Raw genomic sequence first — 16,725 nt, 5'->3', positions numbered from 1 at the left:
CTTGTTAATCGAAATCGCGCCTCGTTACTGACAGATACCTATCCGTGTTCGCCAAAGCTCCAAGAATCAGCAATCACTTGCGGGAAAAAACCGCTTCTATCGCAGCCGATCTGACGCTTGTCGTCGAACGCACGCTTGAGACACTGACGCCGCTCGACGGATACAAATTACTCGCACCGGCTGCAAAACGGGATGTTCAGGAATCCGTCACGCTGTCGGCCAAAGTATGGTTCGAGACACTGTTGTCGGGCGAGCCTCCATCCACACAGGACATGGATGTCTTTCGGGAAATCAGCCAAAGGCGAGAGCATCAACGCGTGCCGCTGCAGAGCCTGCTTCAGGCGTTGCGGTTGGGGCTGCGAGAAATCTGGAGCACGTACATCGCGCTGGGAGAGTTGGACGAGCGTATTGCGAAAGAACTTCTGGTCGATGTCTCGCTGTATCTCGTGGACCACTTCAACCTCATTGCGCAGATCATTGTCCGGGCCTATCTGGCTGACCAGTATCGGCAGCCGCGGTGGGCGGGATTGGCCATTGCAATCGAGGAAGGAGCGCGCCGGTCCGAAAACGTGCGGCACCATCTCGTCGCGCTCCTCAAGCAGCTATCGGACGAGCCGGACCTGCTTTCACGGCTCGAAATCGATCACGATAGAGAGCAACACAGTACCGAAGCGGCCGGGGCGCAAGTGATGAAGTTCTTCGGCCTCGATGTCGGTCTCGATGACGGCGAGGAATTGTCGAAGGCCTTGCGCGATGCGCAGGAGAAGCTGGCGCAGGCGTCGAGGCTCGCGGCTGTCGCCGAACTGTCCGCCTCAATCGCCCACGAACTCAACCAGCCACTCCAGGCCATCGTGGCGCATGGACGCGCATGTGTGCGATGGCTTGCAGCAACGCCGCCCAAGATCGAAGAGGCCAAATACTCGGCCGAGCAGGTTCTCCGTGACGCGAATTCCGCGGCAGACGTGGTAGGCCGCATTCGGGCACTCTTCAGGCACACGGTCCTCCAAAAGATCGACCTCGATATCAACAAGCTGATTCTTCAGGTATGCACGCTGATGGCCGACGACATCCAGCGCAACGCGGTTTCGCTAGAGACAATATTGGGCGAAAATGTATCGAGGATCAGTGCGGACGCGGTTCAGATTCAGCAGGTGCTCGTGAATCTCGTGCGCAACGCGATCGAAGCCTTAGCGGCAACGGAGGAACGGCCCAGACTGCTAGTGATTCGCTCGCGCCGCGAAGCGGACGATGTGGTGATCGACGTAGAGGATCACGGTACGGGGCATGTGGACTTCGAGAAGATTTTTGAGCCATTTTTCACCACAAAGGAAACAGGGATGGGCATGGGACTGGCAATCTGCCGGTCCATCATCGAAGCACACACTGGCCGGATTTGGGCAGTGCGCAGTATGTCGCGCGGCGTAACCTTCAGCTTCAGCCTTCCGATAGAGACGTCGAACACAACAGCACGCTGACGTTGTGTGCGCCTGCCTGGTCTCATCGCGATGACTAGCTCCTCTCGTCGCAGGATCGTTCACCCACACGTCAATTCCAGGGCTTTTGCAGACCTGCATTAACAGATTCCATGTGGGACGTTTCGCAACAACTCCCAAGCCTACAACTTCATATCGGGCGGCGCCATTGCATGTTCATGTAATGCGCTACCCGGTTGGCGCGCTTCCGCATGACCATGCCGATGGCTATAATTTTTTGTCGACACGACCGGATAAGAGGGACATTGAGCGAGATTATCGTGGACAGGTTGTACCGGCATGAGTAGAAATTTTCACCTGGCAACGGAGAGGTCCATGGAACCGCCAAGCGAACTGGTGTATGTGGTCGACGACGACAGACGGGTACGAGAAGCACTCTGTGCTCTGTTGCGCGCAAACGGAAGAGACGTCCACGCATTCAACTCGGGCAGGGAATTTCTGGACACACCGCGTCAAGACGCCGTTGCATGTCTGATCCTGGATTTGAGAATGCCAGGCATGAATGGGCTGGAAGTCCAGAAGCTTGTCAGCAGGGACTCGCAGATTCCCGTGATCTTCATCTCCGGAAGTGGAGATGTGCCGTCCACGGTCCTTGCCATGAAGGGTGGGGCTGTTGACTTCCTCACCAAGCCCCTCGATGAAGATGCGTTGATGCATGCGGTTGACGCGGCACTCGCTCGCGCGCACATTCTTCGCAAGGAAGCGGAAGATACAGCGGCGCTCGTGGCTCTTTACCAATCGTTGACGCCTCGTGAGCAGGAGCTTTTGCCGTTGCTTGCAAGCGGCCTGCTCAACAAGCAGGCGGCGTCGGTATTGGGTATCACCGAATACACCGTGCAGGTACATCGCGGCCACATCATGAGAAAAATGCAAGCCGGTTCATTTGCCACGCTGGTCAGGCTGGCGAGCAAATTGCAGCTCGAAACATCGTCAATGACCACGTTCGGTGTTTGACGTTAATTAATTCTTCGTGAGACGCGATGACCGGAATAAAAAAAATTCCCACGCCTCCAGTTCGAACCGTTGCCGTGATTGATGATGACCGGCGCGTGCTGGCGTCGCTGGCGAACCTGTTGGCCTCGGGCGGCTATGGAACACGGGTCTACGAATCTGCGCTGGACTTTTTCTCCGACGGTTACGCGGGTCTGGTATGCGTTATTACCGACTTGGGAATGCGTCCGGTTGACGGCATTCAAGTGCTCGATAGAACGGTTCATTCGGACGCGGCCACGCCGGTCATAGTGATCACGGGAAAACCGAGCGGGCATGCGGAAGACTACTATCTGCGCAGAGGCGCACTAGGTTTCTTCAGAAAGCCAGTAGACGGAGACGCGTTGCTGGACCTGCTGGATGGTATCGCCTGAATGTGTTGGCGTTTAAAGTAAGCGGTGGCGGTTGAACAAGACGAAGATTCAGGTCTTCACCTGATGGAGTGAGCGCGAATAGCACTTGAGAATACAGCTAACTGTCATGGGCCCCGGCTTCATTGGCTTCATCCCTGGTCGATACATTGACCATGAGAACGTTCTGTTCTCTCTGAAACAACCCCGTCATCAAGTCTTTGATGACGCCGGCGATCCTTCCGTCAACTTCACTTCTCTACTCGTCGCCGTGTCCAGGCCCGCTCCGGCAAGGGCCGTCTGGCCGTCCCCGTTCGTGCGCTTTCGCCAGGCCTTGCGTGCAGCGAAATACACCTGCAGCAGAATCAACAGCGCCGACGCCGCCATGAACACCGCGCTGATCGGATGCTCGAAAAACACGCGCAACTGGCCGTCCGACAGAAGCAGCGAGCGACGGAAGTTCTCCTCCACAAGAGGTCCGAGCACGAAGCCGAGCAGGATTGGCGCCACTGGAAAGTCGAGCGCGAGAAAGATCGCGCCGATTACCCCGAACACGAGCACTTCGCCCACCTGGAACAGACTATTGTTCGTGCTGTAGACGCCCACCGCGATAAAGAAAAGCGCCGAGGGAAACAGATACCGGTAGGGCACTTTCAGGAATTTCACCCAGATGCCGATCAGCGGCACGTTCAATATGACCAGCATGATGTTGCCGACCCAGAAGCTCGCTATCAATCCCCAGAACAGATCCGCATGCTCGGTGATCAATTGCGGTCCCCGCTGGATGACATGGATCAGCAGCGCGCCGAGGATCAACGCCATTACCGGGTCGCCTGTCGGGCAGGACGAACGTAACCGCACAACGCGACGCCCTGGCATTGGCTCGGAAGCGGAGCTGAAGCAGGGAGTCGAAACGGCGGGCAGCATCAGCTATTCGACTGGTCCGAGCGGTACGCACCTGCAAAAGCTGTTCGAGCGCTGGGGTATCGCGAAGGAGATCGCCGGGCGCACGGTCCTGGCGCCGCCCGGCGTGGCTGTCGGTTCACTCGTGGCTGACGGCCGCGCGGAACTCGGCTTTCAGCAACTGAGCGAAATGATTCATCTGCAAGGGATCGATGTGCTCGGGCCGTTGCCGGCCGCGGTGCAGATTGTCATGGTGTTCAGCGCCGCGCTCGCTGCCCAAACGGTACACGCGGACATCGCGGAGAAGTGGCTGACATTTCTGGGTTCGCCCGAGGCGGATGAGGTTAAACGGCGCAACGGGATGATGCCGGGGAGTTGAGCCGTACCCCAACATCTTTACCTTCCTGAAAGCATTGAGCGAGATCCAGCACCCGTTACCCGAGATGGTTTGCGGCATGCAACAACTCGCCAGACCGTCCGCGCCGGGCGGCCGGTCTGACTACGAACATGACCTCAAGCCTGGCATTCAGTGTGGCTTGATTGCCACCTTGAGTACTCCGTCACGCTGGTTGGCAAAGAGGTCGTAAGCGGCGGCGATGTCGTCGAGTTTGTAGTGGTGAGTCACTAACTCTCCCAAATCGACACGGCCAGACGCGACGACGTTTAACAAGCGGCGCATGCGCTCCTTCCCTCCCGGGCATAGCGCCGTGTTGATCTTATGATCGCCCAGACCAGCCGCAAATGCCGACAACGGGATTTTCAGATCGGAAGAGTACACGCCAAGGCTAGAGAGCGTGCCGCCCGGCTTCAAAATGCGAAGGGCTGATTCGAATGTTCCTTGCGTGCCTAGCGCCTCGATCGACGAGTCGACGCCGCGGCCATTGGTCAGTTTCATGATTTCATCGACCACATCGCAGTTCTTGAAATTCAGCGTTACGTCAGCGCCCATTTTTTTGGAGACGGCCAGCCGCTGCTCGTTGCCATCCACCACGATGATGGTGCTGGCGCCCAGCAACCGCGCGCCTGCCGTGGCGCACAAGCCAATTGGGCCCTGCGCGAACACGGCTACGGTGTCGCCAATCCTGATGTTGGCGTTCTCCGCCCCCTTGAAGCCGGTCGACATGATGTCCGGGCACATCAACACCTGCTCGTCAGTCAGGCCGTCCGGGATTGGAGCGAGGTTGGCCTGGGCATCGGGCACCAATACATATTCGGCCTGCGTACCATCGATAAGGTTGCCGAAACGCCAGCCTGCCGTCGCCTTGTAGCCGTGGCATCCGCACAAGCCGCTGGCGATGAGGTAGCTGCCGTCTTGTGACGGATAGCCGTCCATCGCGGCGTAGGAGTTGAAGTTGGGGCAGATCGCGCCGGCGATCACGCGCTGGCCCTCCTGGTAGCCGACCACTGCGCTTCCGAGCTTTTCGATAATGCCAACTGGTTCGTGACCAATCGTGAGCCCCTTGGCGACGGGATATTCGCCCTTGAGGATGTGGACATCGGTGCCACAGATGGTGGTGGTGGTGATGCGCATCAATGCGTCGTTGGGGCCGACGTCGGGAATCGGCTTTTCAGCAACTTCGATACGGCCAGGTGCGACGAACACAGCTGCTTTCATCATGGAGGGCATGGCATTTTCCATTTATAGAGGGTTGATACGCAAACGGGCCGCGTGGCGATTTCGCAAGTACGCCATCGAGGTAGCAATGCAACCTTGCTGTGGCCCGGTCAGTCGGAAGACCGGGGCTTGAAGACAATCTCTTCCTCTTCTTATGCGTACGCCGGTGAACGTGAGCGGCCGCTTCAGTTCCGCAACCGATGATTTCGAGCACAGGATCGCCCGGCTGGGAGGGCGGCTTGGCGCTGCGTACGACGTCCAGCAAAGGACTCTGCACACCGGCGTAGCCAGACCATACTGAGGCAACCGAGTGGCGTCGTGGCCCACGGTCGACGCCCTGGCGAGATCGGTACGGTCGAAACAGCAGGAACTTGTCAGGTTCATATGTCGGTCGCGCAGAAACGCGCGATGAGGAAAACGAATAATCGCTAACACCTTGCAGCGGGCGTCGTCATCAGATGCGCGGTGTGCTGGTACTTTCGGTTCGTGTTGGATCAGAGCCCGGATGGTGCAGGGCTGAGGCTACTTAGTGTTCTTTACGGCGACATATCAAGCAACTTATGCGCCAGTCGCTGAACGTTTTGCGCACCGGACTGTAACGGTATGGCGCTTAAGGTCACGTCAGGTATCGAACGCATATCGTCCACTGATGGACGCTTTCCACTGTCGCAAAATCGGTCACACTGTCAAACACGGGCCGCATCACCTGTTTCAAATTGGAACGCTTTGCGCAACCGGCATTCACAGGAAACGCAGATCAAGGCGCTCGCGGGGCGCGGTACGAAAAGCCCCGGATGCTCAGTGCCTTGCTTTGTCGGGTCTAATTGGTCCTCGCAAAATTAGCCAGCTCAATCCCGGCGGGCAAGGCGGCTCAGGGCGAACCGCCATGGCCGTCCGGAGTTGAGGTGTTAAGAAGGCCATATGCGGAGCGAGTCGTCGCATTTGATCCTCTTCGTGGGCAGGTGGCGTTCGTTTTCGACGACGATTCCACCCGTCTCCTCGTCATGGACTCCGGCGCAATAGTGGCGTGAAACTGGCTGCAGGTGACCAAATTGATCTTGCAGGCTAGCGAGCCGAACGGCCGCAGCGGCCGGTTCGTCGCTAGCCGACGCGCAGAGGCGTTGGGAGATTGCCAGGCGTTCGACACGTTCCGCGCAGCAATCGCTTTCCCGAAGGGGCTGCTGCATCCTGCCTTCGCCGATAGGGTTTGGTTGAGTCTGGCACGCGACGACCGTGACGAGGTGGTATTTGCAGCCTTAAGGCTGTCGAGGTGGCGGTCAGGGACGCAGAAGGCCTCGCGTCTACCGACATTGGCACCAGCCTTATGCGCAAGGCGTTCGACAAGGCCACGGGACCACTCACGAATAGGTCGCAGCCGGAGTCCGAGCCCGAGGCACTGGCTCACTTGTTTGCGGAACTGACATTGTCACTGGCGAAGGCGAGCGGCAAAAGAAAGGGCTCAACCTCGACGGCGATAGCCGGCTCGCGAACAAGCATTGGGTCCGGGGATAAATCGCCGTGGACGCGCAAAGCCTGAGTTTGTTGGGGCAGATTCCGCGCTGGCGACGTACGATTCGGAGTTAGACCATCATGCACGTGGTATGAGCTGATGCGATCAAGTAAGTAACGCCTTCGAGCCTGTAGCGCGTCGTTACTGCGCCGGATCAGCTAAGCTTGTGTCCAGGAGCTCCTCTGGGCGGGCTGCAACACATCCTTCTTATATCGTTCCGTGACAAGCAATGACTGACATCTTTTTAAGCAGCACGGACTACAAGGGCATTCACGGCGATATCGTCGTCATCCTGGAGAGTAGCCGCCGAGCTGCTGCCCGCAGCGTAAACGCGCTGATGACCGCGACTTATTGGGAAGTCGGCCGGCGTGTCGTGGAGTTCGAACAAGACGGAGGGAGCCGGGCAGCTTACGGTCAAGCGCTGCTGGTTCGACTATCTGGCGATCTGACCAGGCGGTTCGGCCGCGGTTTCGGGGTAGACAACCTTGAACTGATGCGGCTGTTTTACCAGACGTATCCACCTGCGGCGATTTTCCGAATCACTGATTCGGAAATCTGCAAATGCGGGCGCACCTCCGAATTCCGAATTGGTGATTCGGAAATTTGACCTCGAGCAATTGGCGACGGTTTTCCCCCTCTCGTGGACGCACTACGTACACCTGATGCGTCGCACTCGCTCGACTGACGAGCGCACGTTCTATGAGACCGAAGCGCTTCGAGGTGGATGGAGCGTGCGCCAACTCGACCGGCAAATCAGTTCCCAGTTTCACACCCGAGCCATGCTGTCCAAGAACAAGCGGACAATGCTGGAAAGAGGGAGCAAGGCACAGCCGGGTGACTTCGTCACGCCAGAGGAAGCGATCAAGGACCCCTACGTTCTGGAGTTTCTTGATCTGAAGGACGAATACTCCGAGTCCCAATTGGAGGACGCGCTCGTTCATCGGCTAGAAGATTTCCTGCTTGAGCTGGGCGGCGACTTTGCGTTCGTTGGACGTCAGCGACGCTTGCGCATCGGTGAGAGTTGGTTTCGGGTCGATCTATTATTTTTTCACCGGCGCCTTCGATGCCTGGTCATCATTGATCTGAAATTGACCGAACTGAATCACGCTGACGTGGGACAAATGCACATGTACTGCAACTACGCACGCGAGCACTGGACCTTACCTGGCGAGAATCCGCCCGTTGGATTGATCTTGTGCGCTCGCACGAATGCAGCCGTCGCGCGGTACGCGCTGGAGGGACTTCCAAACAAGGTGCTCGCCGCCGAATATCACACAGTTTTGCCGGATGAGAAGCTGCTCGCAGAGGAACTCGCAAAAGCGCGTCACGAATGGGAAGCTCGACATTCGAACGAACCCGTTAACCTAAAAACCGGCATTTAAGTGTTTCTTCGTGATTTCGCCGTGCATCGTCGACGTGGGTTGCATGGAGTCAAAACGGACGAGGCGCTGAGCCGCGTAATGTGCGATAGCCGTTCACCGTAGACTGAGCGCGATTGAATCACAAACCAACGTTATCGCAAGTGTGGGGAAAGGTCGCCAGCCCTCCGCGGATTGAGGCCAAGTCAGCTTGACTCTTCTACCAGCATCGGAGTGTGGATGACAATTCCAACGGCAGTATTTTTGGACACCAGCATTTTCGCTGGGCAGCAGTACATTTTTGATTCCTCCGCCCTCAGTACATTCGTCCCGATTGCAAAGCGCGAGCTGGCTTATCGGTTGACAGGTCCAATCAACCTCCGTGCCGATGTGCGCCGTTACACATGACATGCACTTTAGTAGCGCCACTGTTCCGATAGCTCGCTGGCAAGCGCGAGCTTCTCTTTAATGATCTCGGTGACGTCCGTCCTCGATCCCATCGAACCGTTCTGCGACACCATGAAATTCAATGCAGAGGCGTTAATAGGCCGAATCAAGCGCCCGTCGATTCCCTTCATTCGCGTGGCATTGCGCCTCGTCTCCGCCACAAGATCTCTCGCACCGTTAAAGCCCGGCGTGATATCGACCTGCGATCGAACTTGCGCGCGCAACGCCGAGGCGTATTCGGGGGACTGTCCCAGCCGATCGACATCGACCAGCAGATCCGCGTCGCCGGCCGAGCGCAATACGCCGAGAATCCACAGCGCTATAAATGCCCGATAGGCAATCTCGCCCTCGACCGTGCGCACATACTGCTCGCAGGCCGCCGCATACTCATCGATCGTGGTAACACGAGTAGGGACCAAGCGAACGCCGCACGCCTCAATGACCTCCTTGACGATGGGCTCGGCCTGATTGAGGCCCAACACGCGAAACGGAGCAGCAACGAAAAATGGGTTGCTCCACTGTTGATGGAGCAACCATCCGGAGGCGAACTGCGATGCGGGATTTCGCAGGACGACCGCATGCATTACCTGAGGAAACGCACTCTTGAACCACGTTAACCGGCCGAGGGAACGGCAAAATTTGAAGACGGGTGTTTTGTCCTGATTCGATTGGTCACAGAGGTTTTTCAAGTACGCCTGCAATGCTGGAAACCCAGCGTCGGGCACGAGCCCGAAGCGATCCGTACTAAAGCTCTTCCGATACCCGGCCACACCGTGCAAGTTGTCCTGGATGAATGGCCGATATTCGGTGAAGTAAGGCGCCGTAAGCGTCGGGTGACCGGAGGTCCAGGTCGGCTCCAAGGCTGGGATATCGGCCGCTCTTATATCGCCGAGTATCGGATGAAGGGGCTCATAGAACGCCGTTACGGTCTGCAATGCCCGAAAGCGAGACCACACCCAGGTTCCCGCGCTTCTCCAGCCGGTGTGCAGGAAAATGCCGCGTGATCGTTCTTTCTCCTGCACGAGGGCATGCTGAACGGCGGGTGTCTTGGATATGTGTCCCTTGTCATCGGGGCCGCCAGGAGCACTTCCAGATTGCTGCGTCATTGGCTTTCTCTCGCGTCCGGAGGGAAGGTTGGCTTATGTGCAACGTCGGCATCGCCAATGGCTTCAGATCCCCGTGCATGCGTAACTTACACGCGGCTATACAGTTTCTTTCAAAACGATAGCGCGAGCGCCGATATCGGGAAAACGGCCGGTTGGTCAGCCGGTAGTATAGTTCCACATGTCATGGTCCGCGTTACGGCGAGGCCCGAAACGGTTGCGATCCGTTACCAGCGCGGCCTTCCTGAGAGAGTGCAAAGAGTGGGCAGGGAAAATCGTGAAGAAGGCAGCTCCGTTCGCGGAGAGCGCCGATCGCACACGCCCGCGCTTCCTCTTAATGAGGGATTCCAGGCGGCCATTCTGTGAAGCACGTTGGGGCTACGCTCTAGTAATGTCACGAGTGCTGGAAGTCCCAATAGCTGCGCTTTCCTCAAGCGCAAGCGCAATGAATGCCCGCGTTGCAGCGCTTCGAAAAGCCCCTTTGCGCAGTAGCAACGCAGCGGTTCGCTGCGGCAGCGCCGGCTTCAGATTCACCAGATGTAGTTCGTTATGCTCACGAGTGATCGCTGCCGGCAGCAGTGTTGCGAGCGTGCTGCGCTGCACGATCTCGATGATCGCACTGATCGAATTGGCCTCCATTGCAATGCGCGGTGTAACGCCATGCTGCTGGCAATATCGATCGATATAGCGGCGCGTAGCAAACTCTTCGTTGAGCAGCACGAGCGTTTCGCTCTCGAACTCGTGAAGCGTCAACGCGGCGCGCTTCTTCGCGTGCCGATGCGACTTTCCGACCACCATCGCCAGAGCTTCGACGAATAACACCTGGATTTCGATGTCGGCGGAGTGCGTCTCGTTGAATGCGATGCCGACATCGAGCGCATCTTCGTTCAACAAGGCCTCCATCCGGTCCTGCGGCATTTCGACGATGTTCAGCATGATGTTCGGATAGCGGCCGTGGTACTTCTCAAGCAGCGGACCGATAAGGTATGAGGTGAACGTCGGCGTCATGGCGAGGCGCAGCGTGCCGCGACTCAATTCCTCCACGTCGTGGATCGCCCGCTTGCCTGCCTCCAGGTCTTGCAGCGCGCGCTGCGCATAGCGCAAATAGGCCGCGCCGGCGTCGGTCAGCTGGATAGCCCGGCCGGACCGGTCAATCAATTGCACGCGAAGGGTTTCCTCGAGCTGCCTGATCTGTTGCGAGAGCGTCGGCTGTGACACGTGCAGCGCCTCGGCCGCGCGCGTGAAATTGCGGTATTCCGCGACCGCCAGGAAGTAGCGGATGTGCCGGAGCAACATGGGGCGTCTCCAAACTATTGGCGCTGCCTATAGTCACAATAAGAAACGGGTCTTGGACGCTATAGCTTGATCCGCGCATTCTTCATCCATCGGTTCCCAACACACAACCCGGATGGAGCGAAACATGCGAGACATCATTGACGGCTTCCTGAAGTTCCAACGCGACGCGTTTCCGCAGCGCTCTGAGCTTTTCAAACGATTGGCCACGAACCAGCACCCGCGTACTTTGTTCATCTCGTGTTCGGATAGCCGGCTTGTGCCGGAACTCGTCACGCAGCGCGAACCGGGCGATCTGTTTGTCATCCGCAATGCAGGCAACATTGTACCGTCGTACGGCCCGGAACCAGGCGGCGTGACCGCCACGGTCGAATACGCGGTCGCGGCACTCGGCGTCACCGATGTGGTGATCTGCGGTCATTCCGATTGCGGCGCGATGACGGCCATCGCCACCTGCCAGTGCCTGGACCATATGCCGGCCGTGCGCAACTGGCTGCATTATGCGGATTCCGCGAAAGTCGTCAACGAGGCGCGCGAGCATCACAGCGAACGCGACCGGGTCGACTCGATGGTCCGCGAAAACGTCATCGCCCAACTCGCCAACATCAAGACTCATCCCTCGGTACGTCTTGCGCTTGAACAAGGACATCTGGCTTTGCACGGCTGGGTGTACGACATCGAAACAGGCTCGATCGACACGCTCGACGGCGCGACGAACAGTTTCGTTTCCCTCGCGGACCATCCGCGGGCTTGTGCCACACCGGCTCGACTCAACCTCGCCGCCTGATCAACTGCTTTTCAACCTCACTGCATCTCAAGGAGCCTCATCATGACGCAATCTCAACATAGCCAAGCCCCTCGTCAGGCGCTGACCGACGCGATCATCGACGCGAAGATCCGCAAGAATCTGACATTCGAGCAGATCAACGAAGGCACGGGCTTGAGCATCGCCTTTGTCACCGCCGCGTTGCTCGGCCAGCATCCGCTGCCCGCCGACGCCGCGAAGGTCGTGGCTGAAAAGCTGGAGCTGGACGAACACGCGGTTCGCCTGCTGCAAACCATCCCGGTGCGTGGCAGCATTCCGGGCGGTGTACCAACCGATCCAACGATCTACCGTTTCTATGAAATGGTGCAGATCTACGGTTCGACGCTGAAAGCGCTGGTCCATGAAAAGCTCGGCGACGGCATCATTAGCGCAATCAACTTCAAGCTCGACATTCAGGCCATCGACGATCCCGATGGCGGCAAGCGCGCTGTTATCACGCTCAACGGAAAATATCTGCCGACCAAGCCTTTCTGAGGAAACTTGGGGGCTGTCTCTGGTTGCGCGGCTCTCAAAGTATTTATAGGGAGTACGAATCGTGTCATGGTGACTCGCACTCTGAACGATCCGAACGCTTCGATGCTTCGAAGGAGTATTGCCATGAAAGATACCGCAGCGCCACCAATGGGACCCCGCAGCGGCCACAACGCCATCGCGCGAAAGGATGACGGGAAAGAGCTTCGTATAGAGATTGTCCACGAGAGATCGGCTGATGCGAAAGAAGCGGTATTGCTCGTTGTTGCCATGGTCGTCATCGCAATGGCGCTTCGGCCTGGCATCGCTTCAATTGGCCCGGTATTGCCACTCATCAGTCAGGAGTTTTCACTCTCCCACGCGATGGCGTCGTTGTTGACGACCATCCCGATTCTGCTGATGGGTCTGCTGGCGCTGCCGAGCCCGTGGTTGGCGCGGCGATTTGGAAGAAATAGCGTACTGCTTGCGTCCCTGGTGTTGCTGTTTGTCTCAATGGCGGCGCGCACGTTCGCATCGAATGTCCCGTTCCTTTTGCTGACTACAGCAGGCGTTGGAGCCGGGATCGCGATAGCGGGAACACTATTCGCAGGACTGATCAAATCCCGGTTCCCAACGAGAGTGGCGATGATGATGAGCATCTATGCGGTCGCGCTTGCGTTCAGTAGCATGGTCTCCGCTGCGGCTACGGGCCCGATCGCCGCGTGGGCTGGCGCAAACGGATGGCGGCTTGGAACAGGTATCTGGACGCCTGTCGCGCTGATTGCGGATTTCGCGGGACTCGCAATCCTTATACGGGAAAGGAGGGGGACCGTGGTTGTCGCCGTCAAGGCCCCACCCGCTGCACGATTACCGCTGACGAACCGGACAGCGTGGCTGGTCGCGTTGTTTTTCGCCTGTGACAATTTCTTGTTCTTCGCGTTGCTGTCCTGGACTGCACCGATGTATCTGGAGCACGGATTGTCCACGGCGTCGGCAGGTATCGTGCTTGCAACGTACACAATGGCGTTCACGGTTGGGATTCCCGTGTTTGGATCGTTAAGCCGGGCGCATGACCGTCGCGGGTGGCTCGCGGTTTGTGGGGCGCTCGCAGTGGCGGGGACGCTCGGGTTGGCGTTGAAGCCGTTACTCATGCCCCACGTCTGGATCGCTGTTGCTGCGTTCGGTTTGGGCGGTGGCTTCACTCTCGGGATGACCTTGCCACTCGACAGCGTACATAACGCGGACGAAGCCAACACGTGGAATGCATTTGCCATGACTGTCGGTTACCTGATCGCGGCGGCCGGACCTTTGCTTGTTGGCTTACTGCGAGATATAACCGGGGCTTTTCAGGCTCCTGTCTGGCTTCTGTTTATAGTTTCGTTCGGAATGCTGACGTTGACACCGTTTCTCTCGCCCCATAAGCACGAGGCGTCAGGCACCGATCAGCATGCTCGCGCGGGGTTTCTGTAATGACCGCCCATGACGCCGAAAGTCATCTGGACAGGCATAACCTGTTCCAGGCTTTCATCTTCAACCTGACCGGCGCGCCGCTCGCTTCGAAAGGCATTGGAGTCCGTTGCATGGATTGGCTGGGCGGAAAGTTTTTCGTGCGTTCCCGATATTTCACGTCTATTGTGAAAGACGACGCTTATCGACGGTTCCATGCTGGTTTCCAACTCACTGGGGAGAGCGAAAATGGCCGAGCAGCGCGAGGTCCAAGGGATTAAACGTTACGACAGCCCGGCCGGCGGATGGGGGGCCTTGAACGCGACGGCAAGAGCGGTGCGCGAGCAGATGGATGCCATGGTCGCGCCGATCACGTTGTTGCGCACGAATCAGCCCGATGGCTTCGACTGCCCGGGTTGCGCGTGGCCCGACAAGGAACATCGCTCGACCTTCCAGTTCTGCGAGAACGGCGCGAAAGCGGTGACGTGGGAAGCCACGAAGAAACGCGTGACGCCCGAGTTCTTCGCCGCGCACACGGTCACGTCGTTGCTCGAATGGAACGACCATCAACTGGAAGATGAAGGCCGTCTCACGCAACCAATGACGTACAACGCAGCCACGGACAAATACGAGCCGATCGGGTGGGATGCAGCGTTCGCGCGCATCGGCCACGTGTTGCGGTCGCTCTCACACGCCGATCAGGCGGAGTTTTACACCTCCGGCCGCGCGTCGAACGAGGCCGCGTTCATCTACCAGTTGTTCGCGCGCGAGTTCGGCACCAATAATTTCCCGGATTGCTCGAACATGTGCCACGAGGCCACCAGCGTCGGGTTGCCTCAATCGATCGGCATCGGAAAGGGCACCGTGTCGCTCGACGATTTCGACCATTGCGAACTGCTGATCGCGATGGGACACAATCCTGGCACCAATCATCCAAGGATGATGGGTACGTTGCATGAATTGTCGCGCCGGGGCGTGCCGATCATCGTGTTCAATCCGCTGCGGGAGCGCGCGTTGGAACGCTTCGCCGACCCCCAGAACGCGATGGAAATGGTGACGTTCAGTTCGACTGATATCGCGTCCTCGTACTATCAGGTGAAAGTGGGCGGCGACGCCGCGGCATTGAAGGGCATCCAGAAGGCGATTCTCGCGCTCGACGCAGCCGCAGGCGCCGACGGTTCGGTGATCGCCCACGACTTCGTCGCCATGCATACGAACGGCTACGCAGCCCTCGTCGACGATCTCGATGCGACGTCGTGGGCTGACATCGAGGCGTCGTGCGGACTGTCGCGCGACGCGTTGACAACAGTTGCGAGAGCCTATGTCGCGTCGAACGCGACGATCGTGACCTACGGGATGGGTCTCACGCAACACAGCAAGGGAACCGCGAACGTTCAGCAGATTGCCAATCTGCTGCTTCTGCGCGGCAATTTCGGCAAGGCTGGCGCGGGCATTTGCCCGCTGCGAGGCCACTCGAACGTGCAAGGCAACCGCACGGTCGGTATCACGGAGAAACCACCGGCCGGAATGCTCGAACGCATTGAGCAGACGTTCGGCTTCGTGCCGCCGAAAGGGCACGGTCACGACGCTGTGCGAGCGATCCAGGCGATCGCGGACGGAAGATCGAAGGTTCTGGTGTGTCTTGGTGGAAATTTTTCCGTTGCGCTTCCGGATTCGGGTACCTGCTTTGCGGCGATGCGCAAACTCGATCTCGCGGTGCACATCAATACGAAGCTCAACCGCAATCATCTGCTGGTCGGCAAGGAGTCGATCATCCTGCCCTGTCTCGGGCGCACCGAGCTCGATGAGCAGACCAATGGTCTGCAGGCGGTGACGGTGGAGGATTCGATGTCCATGGTTCACGCGTCGCGGGGCAAGCTCGCGCCCGCGTCGGCGTTGCTGCGCTCCGAACCGGCGATCGTCGCGGGTATCGCGCGTGCGACGCTGCCGGACAGCAAGCTGCCGTGGCAGGAATGGATCGATGATTACGACAGGATTCGCGATAGCATCGAAGCGGTGTTTCCGGAATTCGAGCGTTTCAACGAACGCATTCGCAAGCCCGGCGGATTCCGGCTGCCGCTGCCGCCCACCGAGCGTATCTGGCCGACGCCGACCGGGCGAGCGCAATTCATTCCGTTCGCTGGCGTCAACGAAGATCCGCTGACCACGTCGGGCGATGTGCTGACGCTTACGACGCTACGTAGTCACGATCAATACAACACAACCATCTACGGACTCGACGATCGCTATCGAGGCGTGTTCGGGCGCCGCGACGTGATCTTTATGAACCAGGATGACATGGCCGAGCATCGTCTGGAGCACGGCGATGTGGTCGACATCGAGACAGCGCTGGCGCAACACGGTCCGCTGCGCCTGCTGGGGTTCACAGTGATCGCCTACAAGATCGCGCGCGGTTCAATCGGTGCGTACTATCCGGAGGCCAACGTGCTGATTCCGATCGATTTCTTCGATCCGGAAAGCGGCACACCGTCATACAAATCGGTCCCGGTGCGTATCGCGAAGCCGCAGGTCGCGGCCGGATAGTGCTGGTTGGCACGTGGCATGGCGCACCCGCCGTTGTGGCTGAACAGCGTCGCCACGTGCAATCATTTGAAGAATCCTGATCGTGACCGAACAACTGCGCAGCTATCCAGCGGCGAAAGCAGAGATTCCCGCGTTGGCTCACGTCAAGCTATATGCTGTTTTTGCCAATTACAATAAATAGGCTGTAAATGCCAAATACAGTAAATAGTCTGTAAGACCGACTCGCGCCGGCCACCACCAGACTCGACGGTTCCGAAGTTCACCTGACGTGCGCACCCATCCGCAAAACCCCCAACAAATCCAAAACCCGTATCAATCGATTCACAGTTTGAAATTTACGTGCATCGCTGTACTGCCTAAAGTCTCCATCAATCTTAATGGAGACGCCGATGACCCG

At 58.2% G+C, this 16,725-nt stretch carries 11 protein-coding genes and 2 pseudogenes; 9 read left to right on the top strand and 4 right to left on the bottom strand.

Annotated features, from left to right (window positions below):
- The first annotated feature begins 44 nt into the window (after window positions 1–44).
- The 3 genes from JWR14_RS08740 to JWR14_RS08730 all read left to right on the top strand — a co-directional run bounded on the left by JWR14_RS08740 (window position 45) and on the right by JWR14_RS08730 (window position 2,857).
- A complete protein-coding gene (locus JWR14_RS08740) occupies window positions 45–1,475 on the top strand; it encodes an ATP-binding protein (protein ID WP_299704571.1) in 1,431 nt (476 codons plus the stop codon).
- A 333-nt stretch (window positions 1,476–1,808) separates the two neighbouring features.
- Window positions 1,809–2,447 carry a response regulator gene (locus JWR14_RS08735; RefSeq protein WP_299704568.1) on the top strand — a complete coding sequence of 213 codons (639 nt, stop codon included), beginning with the start codon at window positions 1,809–1,811 and terminating at the stop codon, window positions 2,445–2,447.
- Window positions 2,448–2,521: 74 nt separating this feature from the next.
- The gene (locus JWR14_RS08730) at window positions 2,522–2,857 is read left to right on the top strand and encodes a response regulator (protein WP_299704565.1); all 336 of its coding nucleotides are present in this window, start codon (window positions 2,522–2,524) and stop codon (window positions 2,855–2,857) included.
- A gap of 189 nt (window positions 2,858–3,046) precedes the next feature.
- Here the strand turns inward: JWR14_RS08730 and JWR14_RS08725 are convergent.
- Window positions 3,047–3,667: pseudogene (locus JWR14_RS08725) on the bottom strand (tripartite tricarboxylate transporter permease); the annotation flags it as partial.
- Here JWR14_RS08725 and JWR14_RS08720 point away from each other — a divergent pair.
- Window positions 3,618–4,115, top strand: coding sequence for a substrate-binding domain-containing protein (locus tag JWR14_RS08720; protein ID WP_299704562.1), 498 nt, complete (start codon window positions 3,618–3,620; stop codon window positions 4,113–4,115). The pseudogene JWR14_RS08725 and the gene JWR14_RS08720 sit on opposite strands and share 50 nt — an antisense overlap.
- Window positions 4,116–4,262: 147 nt before the next feature.
- Here the strand turns inward: JWR14_RS08720 and JWR14_RS08715 are convergent, their stop codons facing one another.
- Window positions 4,263–5,363, bottom strand: coding sequence for an NAD(P)-dependent alcohol dehydrogenase (locus JWR14_RS08715; protein WP_299704560.1), 1,101 nt, complete (start codon window positions 5,361–5,363; stop codon window positions 4,263–4,265).
- Between the two features lie 1,727 nt (window positions 5,364–7,090).
- Here JWR14_RS08715 and JWR14_RS08710 point away from each other — a divergent pair.
- A pseudogene (locus tag JWR14_RS08710) lies at window positions 7,091–8,243 on the top strand (PDDEXK nuclease domain-containing protein).
- 392 nt (window positions 8,244–8,635) lie between these two features.
- Here JWR14_RS08710 and JWR14_RS08705 read toward each other — a convergent pair.
- Entirely contained in the window at window positions 8,636–9,445 is an 810-nt protein-coding gene (locus JWR14_RS08705; RefSeq protein WP_366144516.1) for a hypothetical protein, read from the bottom strand.
- 702 nt (window positions 9,446–10,147) lie between these two features.
- Entirely contained in the window at window positions 10,148–11,065 is a 918-nt protein-coding gene (gene cynR / locus JWR14_RS08700) for a transcriptional regulator CynR (protein ID WP_299704557.1), read from the bottom strand.
- Between the two features lie 124 nt (window positions 11,066–11,189).
- Here cynR and JWR14_RS08695 point away from each other — a divergent pair, with 124 nt between their 5' ends.
- From JWR14_RS08695 to JWR14_RS08680, 4 genes are all read left to right on the top strand, one after another.
- Entirely contained in the window at window positions 11,190–11,849 is a 660-nt protein-coding gene (locus JWR14_RS08695) for a carbonic anhydrase (protein ID WP_299704554.1), read from the top strand.
- A 42-nt stretch (window positions 11,850–11,891) separates the two neighbouring features.
- Window positions 11,892–12,362, top strand: a complete 471-nt coding sequence (cynS, locus tag JWR14_RS08690) for a cyanase (protein ID WP_299704551.1) — start codon at window positions 11,892–11,894, stop codon at window positions 12,360–12,362.
- 123 nt (window positions 12,363–12,485) lie between these two features.
- Window positions 12,486–13,808, top strand: a complete 1,323-nt coding sequence (locus tag JWR14_RS08685; protein ID WP_299704549.1) for an MFS transporter — start codon at window positions 12,486–12,488, stop codon at window positions 13,806–13,808.
- 225 nt (window positions 13,809–14,033) lie between these two features.
- The gene (locus JWR14_RS08680; RefSeq protein ID WP_299704546.1) at window positions 14,034–16,328 is read left to right on the top strand and encodes an FdhF/YdeP family oxidoreductase; all 2,295 of its coding nucleotides are present in this window, start codon (window positions 14,034–14,036) and stop codon (window positions 16,326–16,328) included.
- Window positions 16,329–16,725 lie beyond the last annotated feature (397 nt).

The sequence above is a fragment of the Caballeronia sp. genome (genome assembly GCF_028292365.1).
Lineage (GTDB): Bacteria > Pseudomonadota > Gammaproteobacteria > Burkholderiales > Burkholderiaceae > Caballeronia.
Note: the sequence above shows the minus strand (reverse complement) of the source record. Positions and strands in the feature narration are given on the sequence as shown.

What these genes read in the sequence shown, in the direction of transcription:
- JWR14_RS08715 (WP_299704560.1), bottom strand. Translation starts at nt 5,363, where the DNA reads ATGCCCTCCATGATGAAAGCAGCTGTGTTCGTCGCACCTGGCCGTATC.
- cynR (WP_299704557.1), bottom strand. Translation starts at nt 11,065, where the DNA reads ATGTTGCTCCGGCACATCCGCTACTTCCTGGCGGTCGCGGAATACCGC.
- JWR14_RS08720 (WP_299704562.1), top strand. Translation starts at nt 3,618, where the DNA reads ATGACATGGATCAGCAGCGCGCCGAGGATCAACGCCATTACCGGGTCG.
- JWR14_RS08685 (WP_299704549.1), top strand. Translation starts at nt 12,486, where the DNA reads ATGAAAGATACCGCAGCGCCACCAATGGGACCCCGCAGCGGCCACAAC.
- JWR14_RS08735 (WP_299704568.1), top strand. Translation starts at nt 1,809, where the DNA reads ATGGAACCGCCAAGCGAACTGGTGTATGTGGTCGACGACGACAGACGG.
- JWR14_RS08680 (WP_299704546.1), top strand. Translation starts at nt 14,034, where the DNA reads ATGGCCGAGCAGCGCGAGGTCCAAGGGATTAAACGTTACGACAGCCCG.
- JWR14_RS08695 (WP_299704554.1), top strand. Translation starts at nt 11,190, where the DNA reads ATGCGAGACATCATTGACGGCTTCCTGAAGTTCCAACGCGACGCGTTT.
- cynS (WP_299704551.1), top strand. Translation starts at nt 11,892, where the DNA reads ATGACGCAATCTCAACATAGCCAAGCCCCTCGTCAGGCGCTGACCGAC.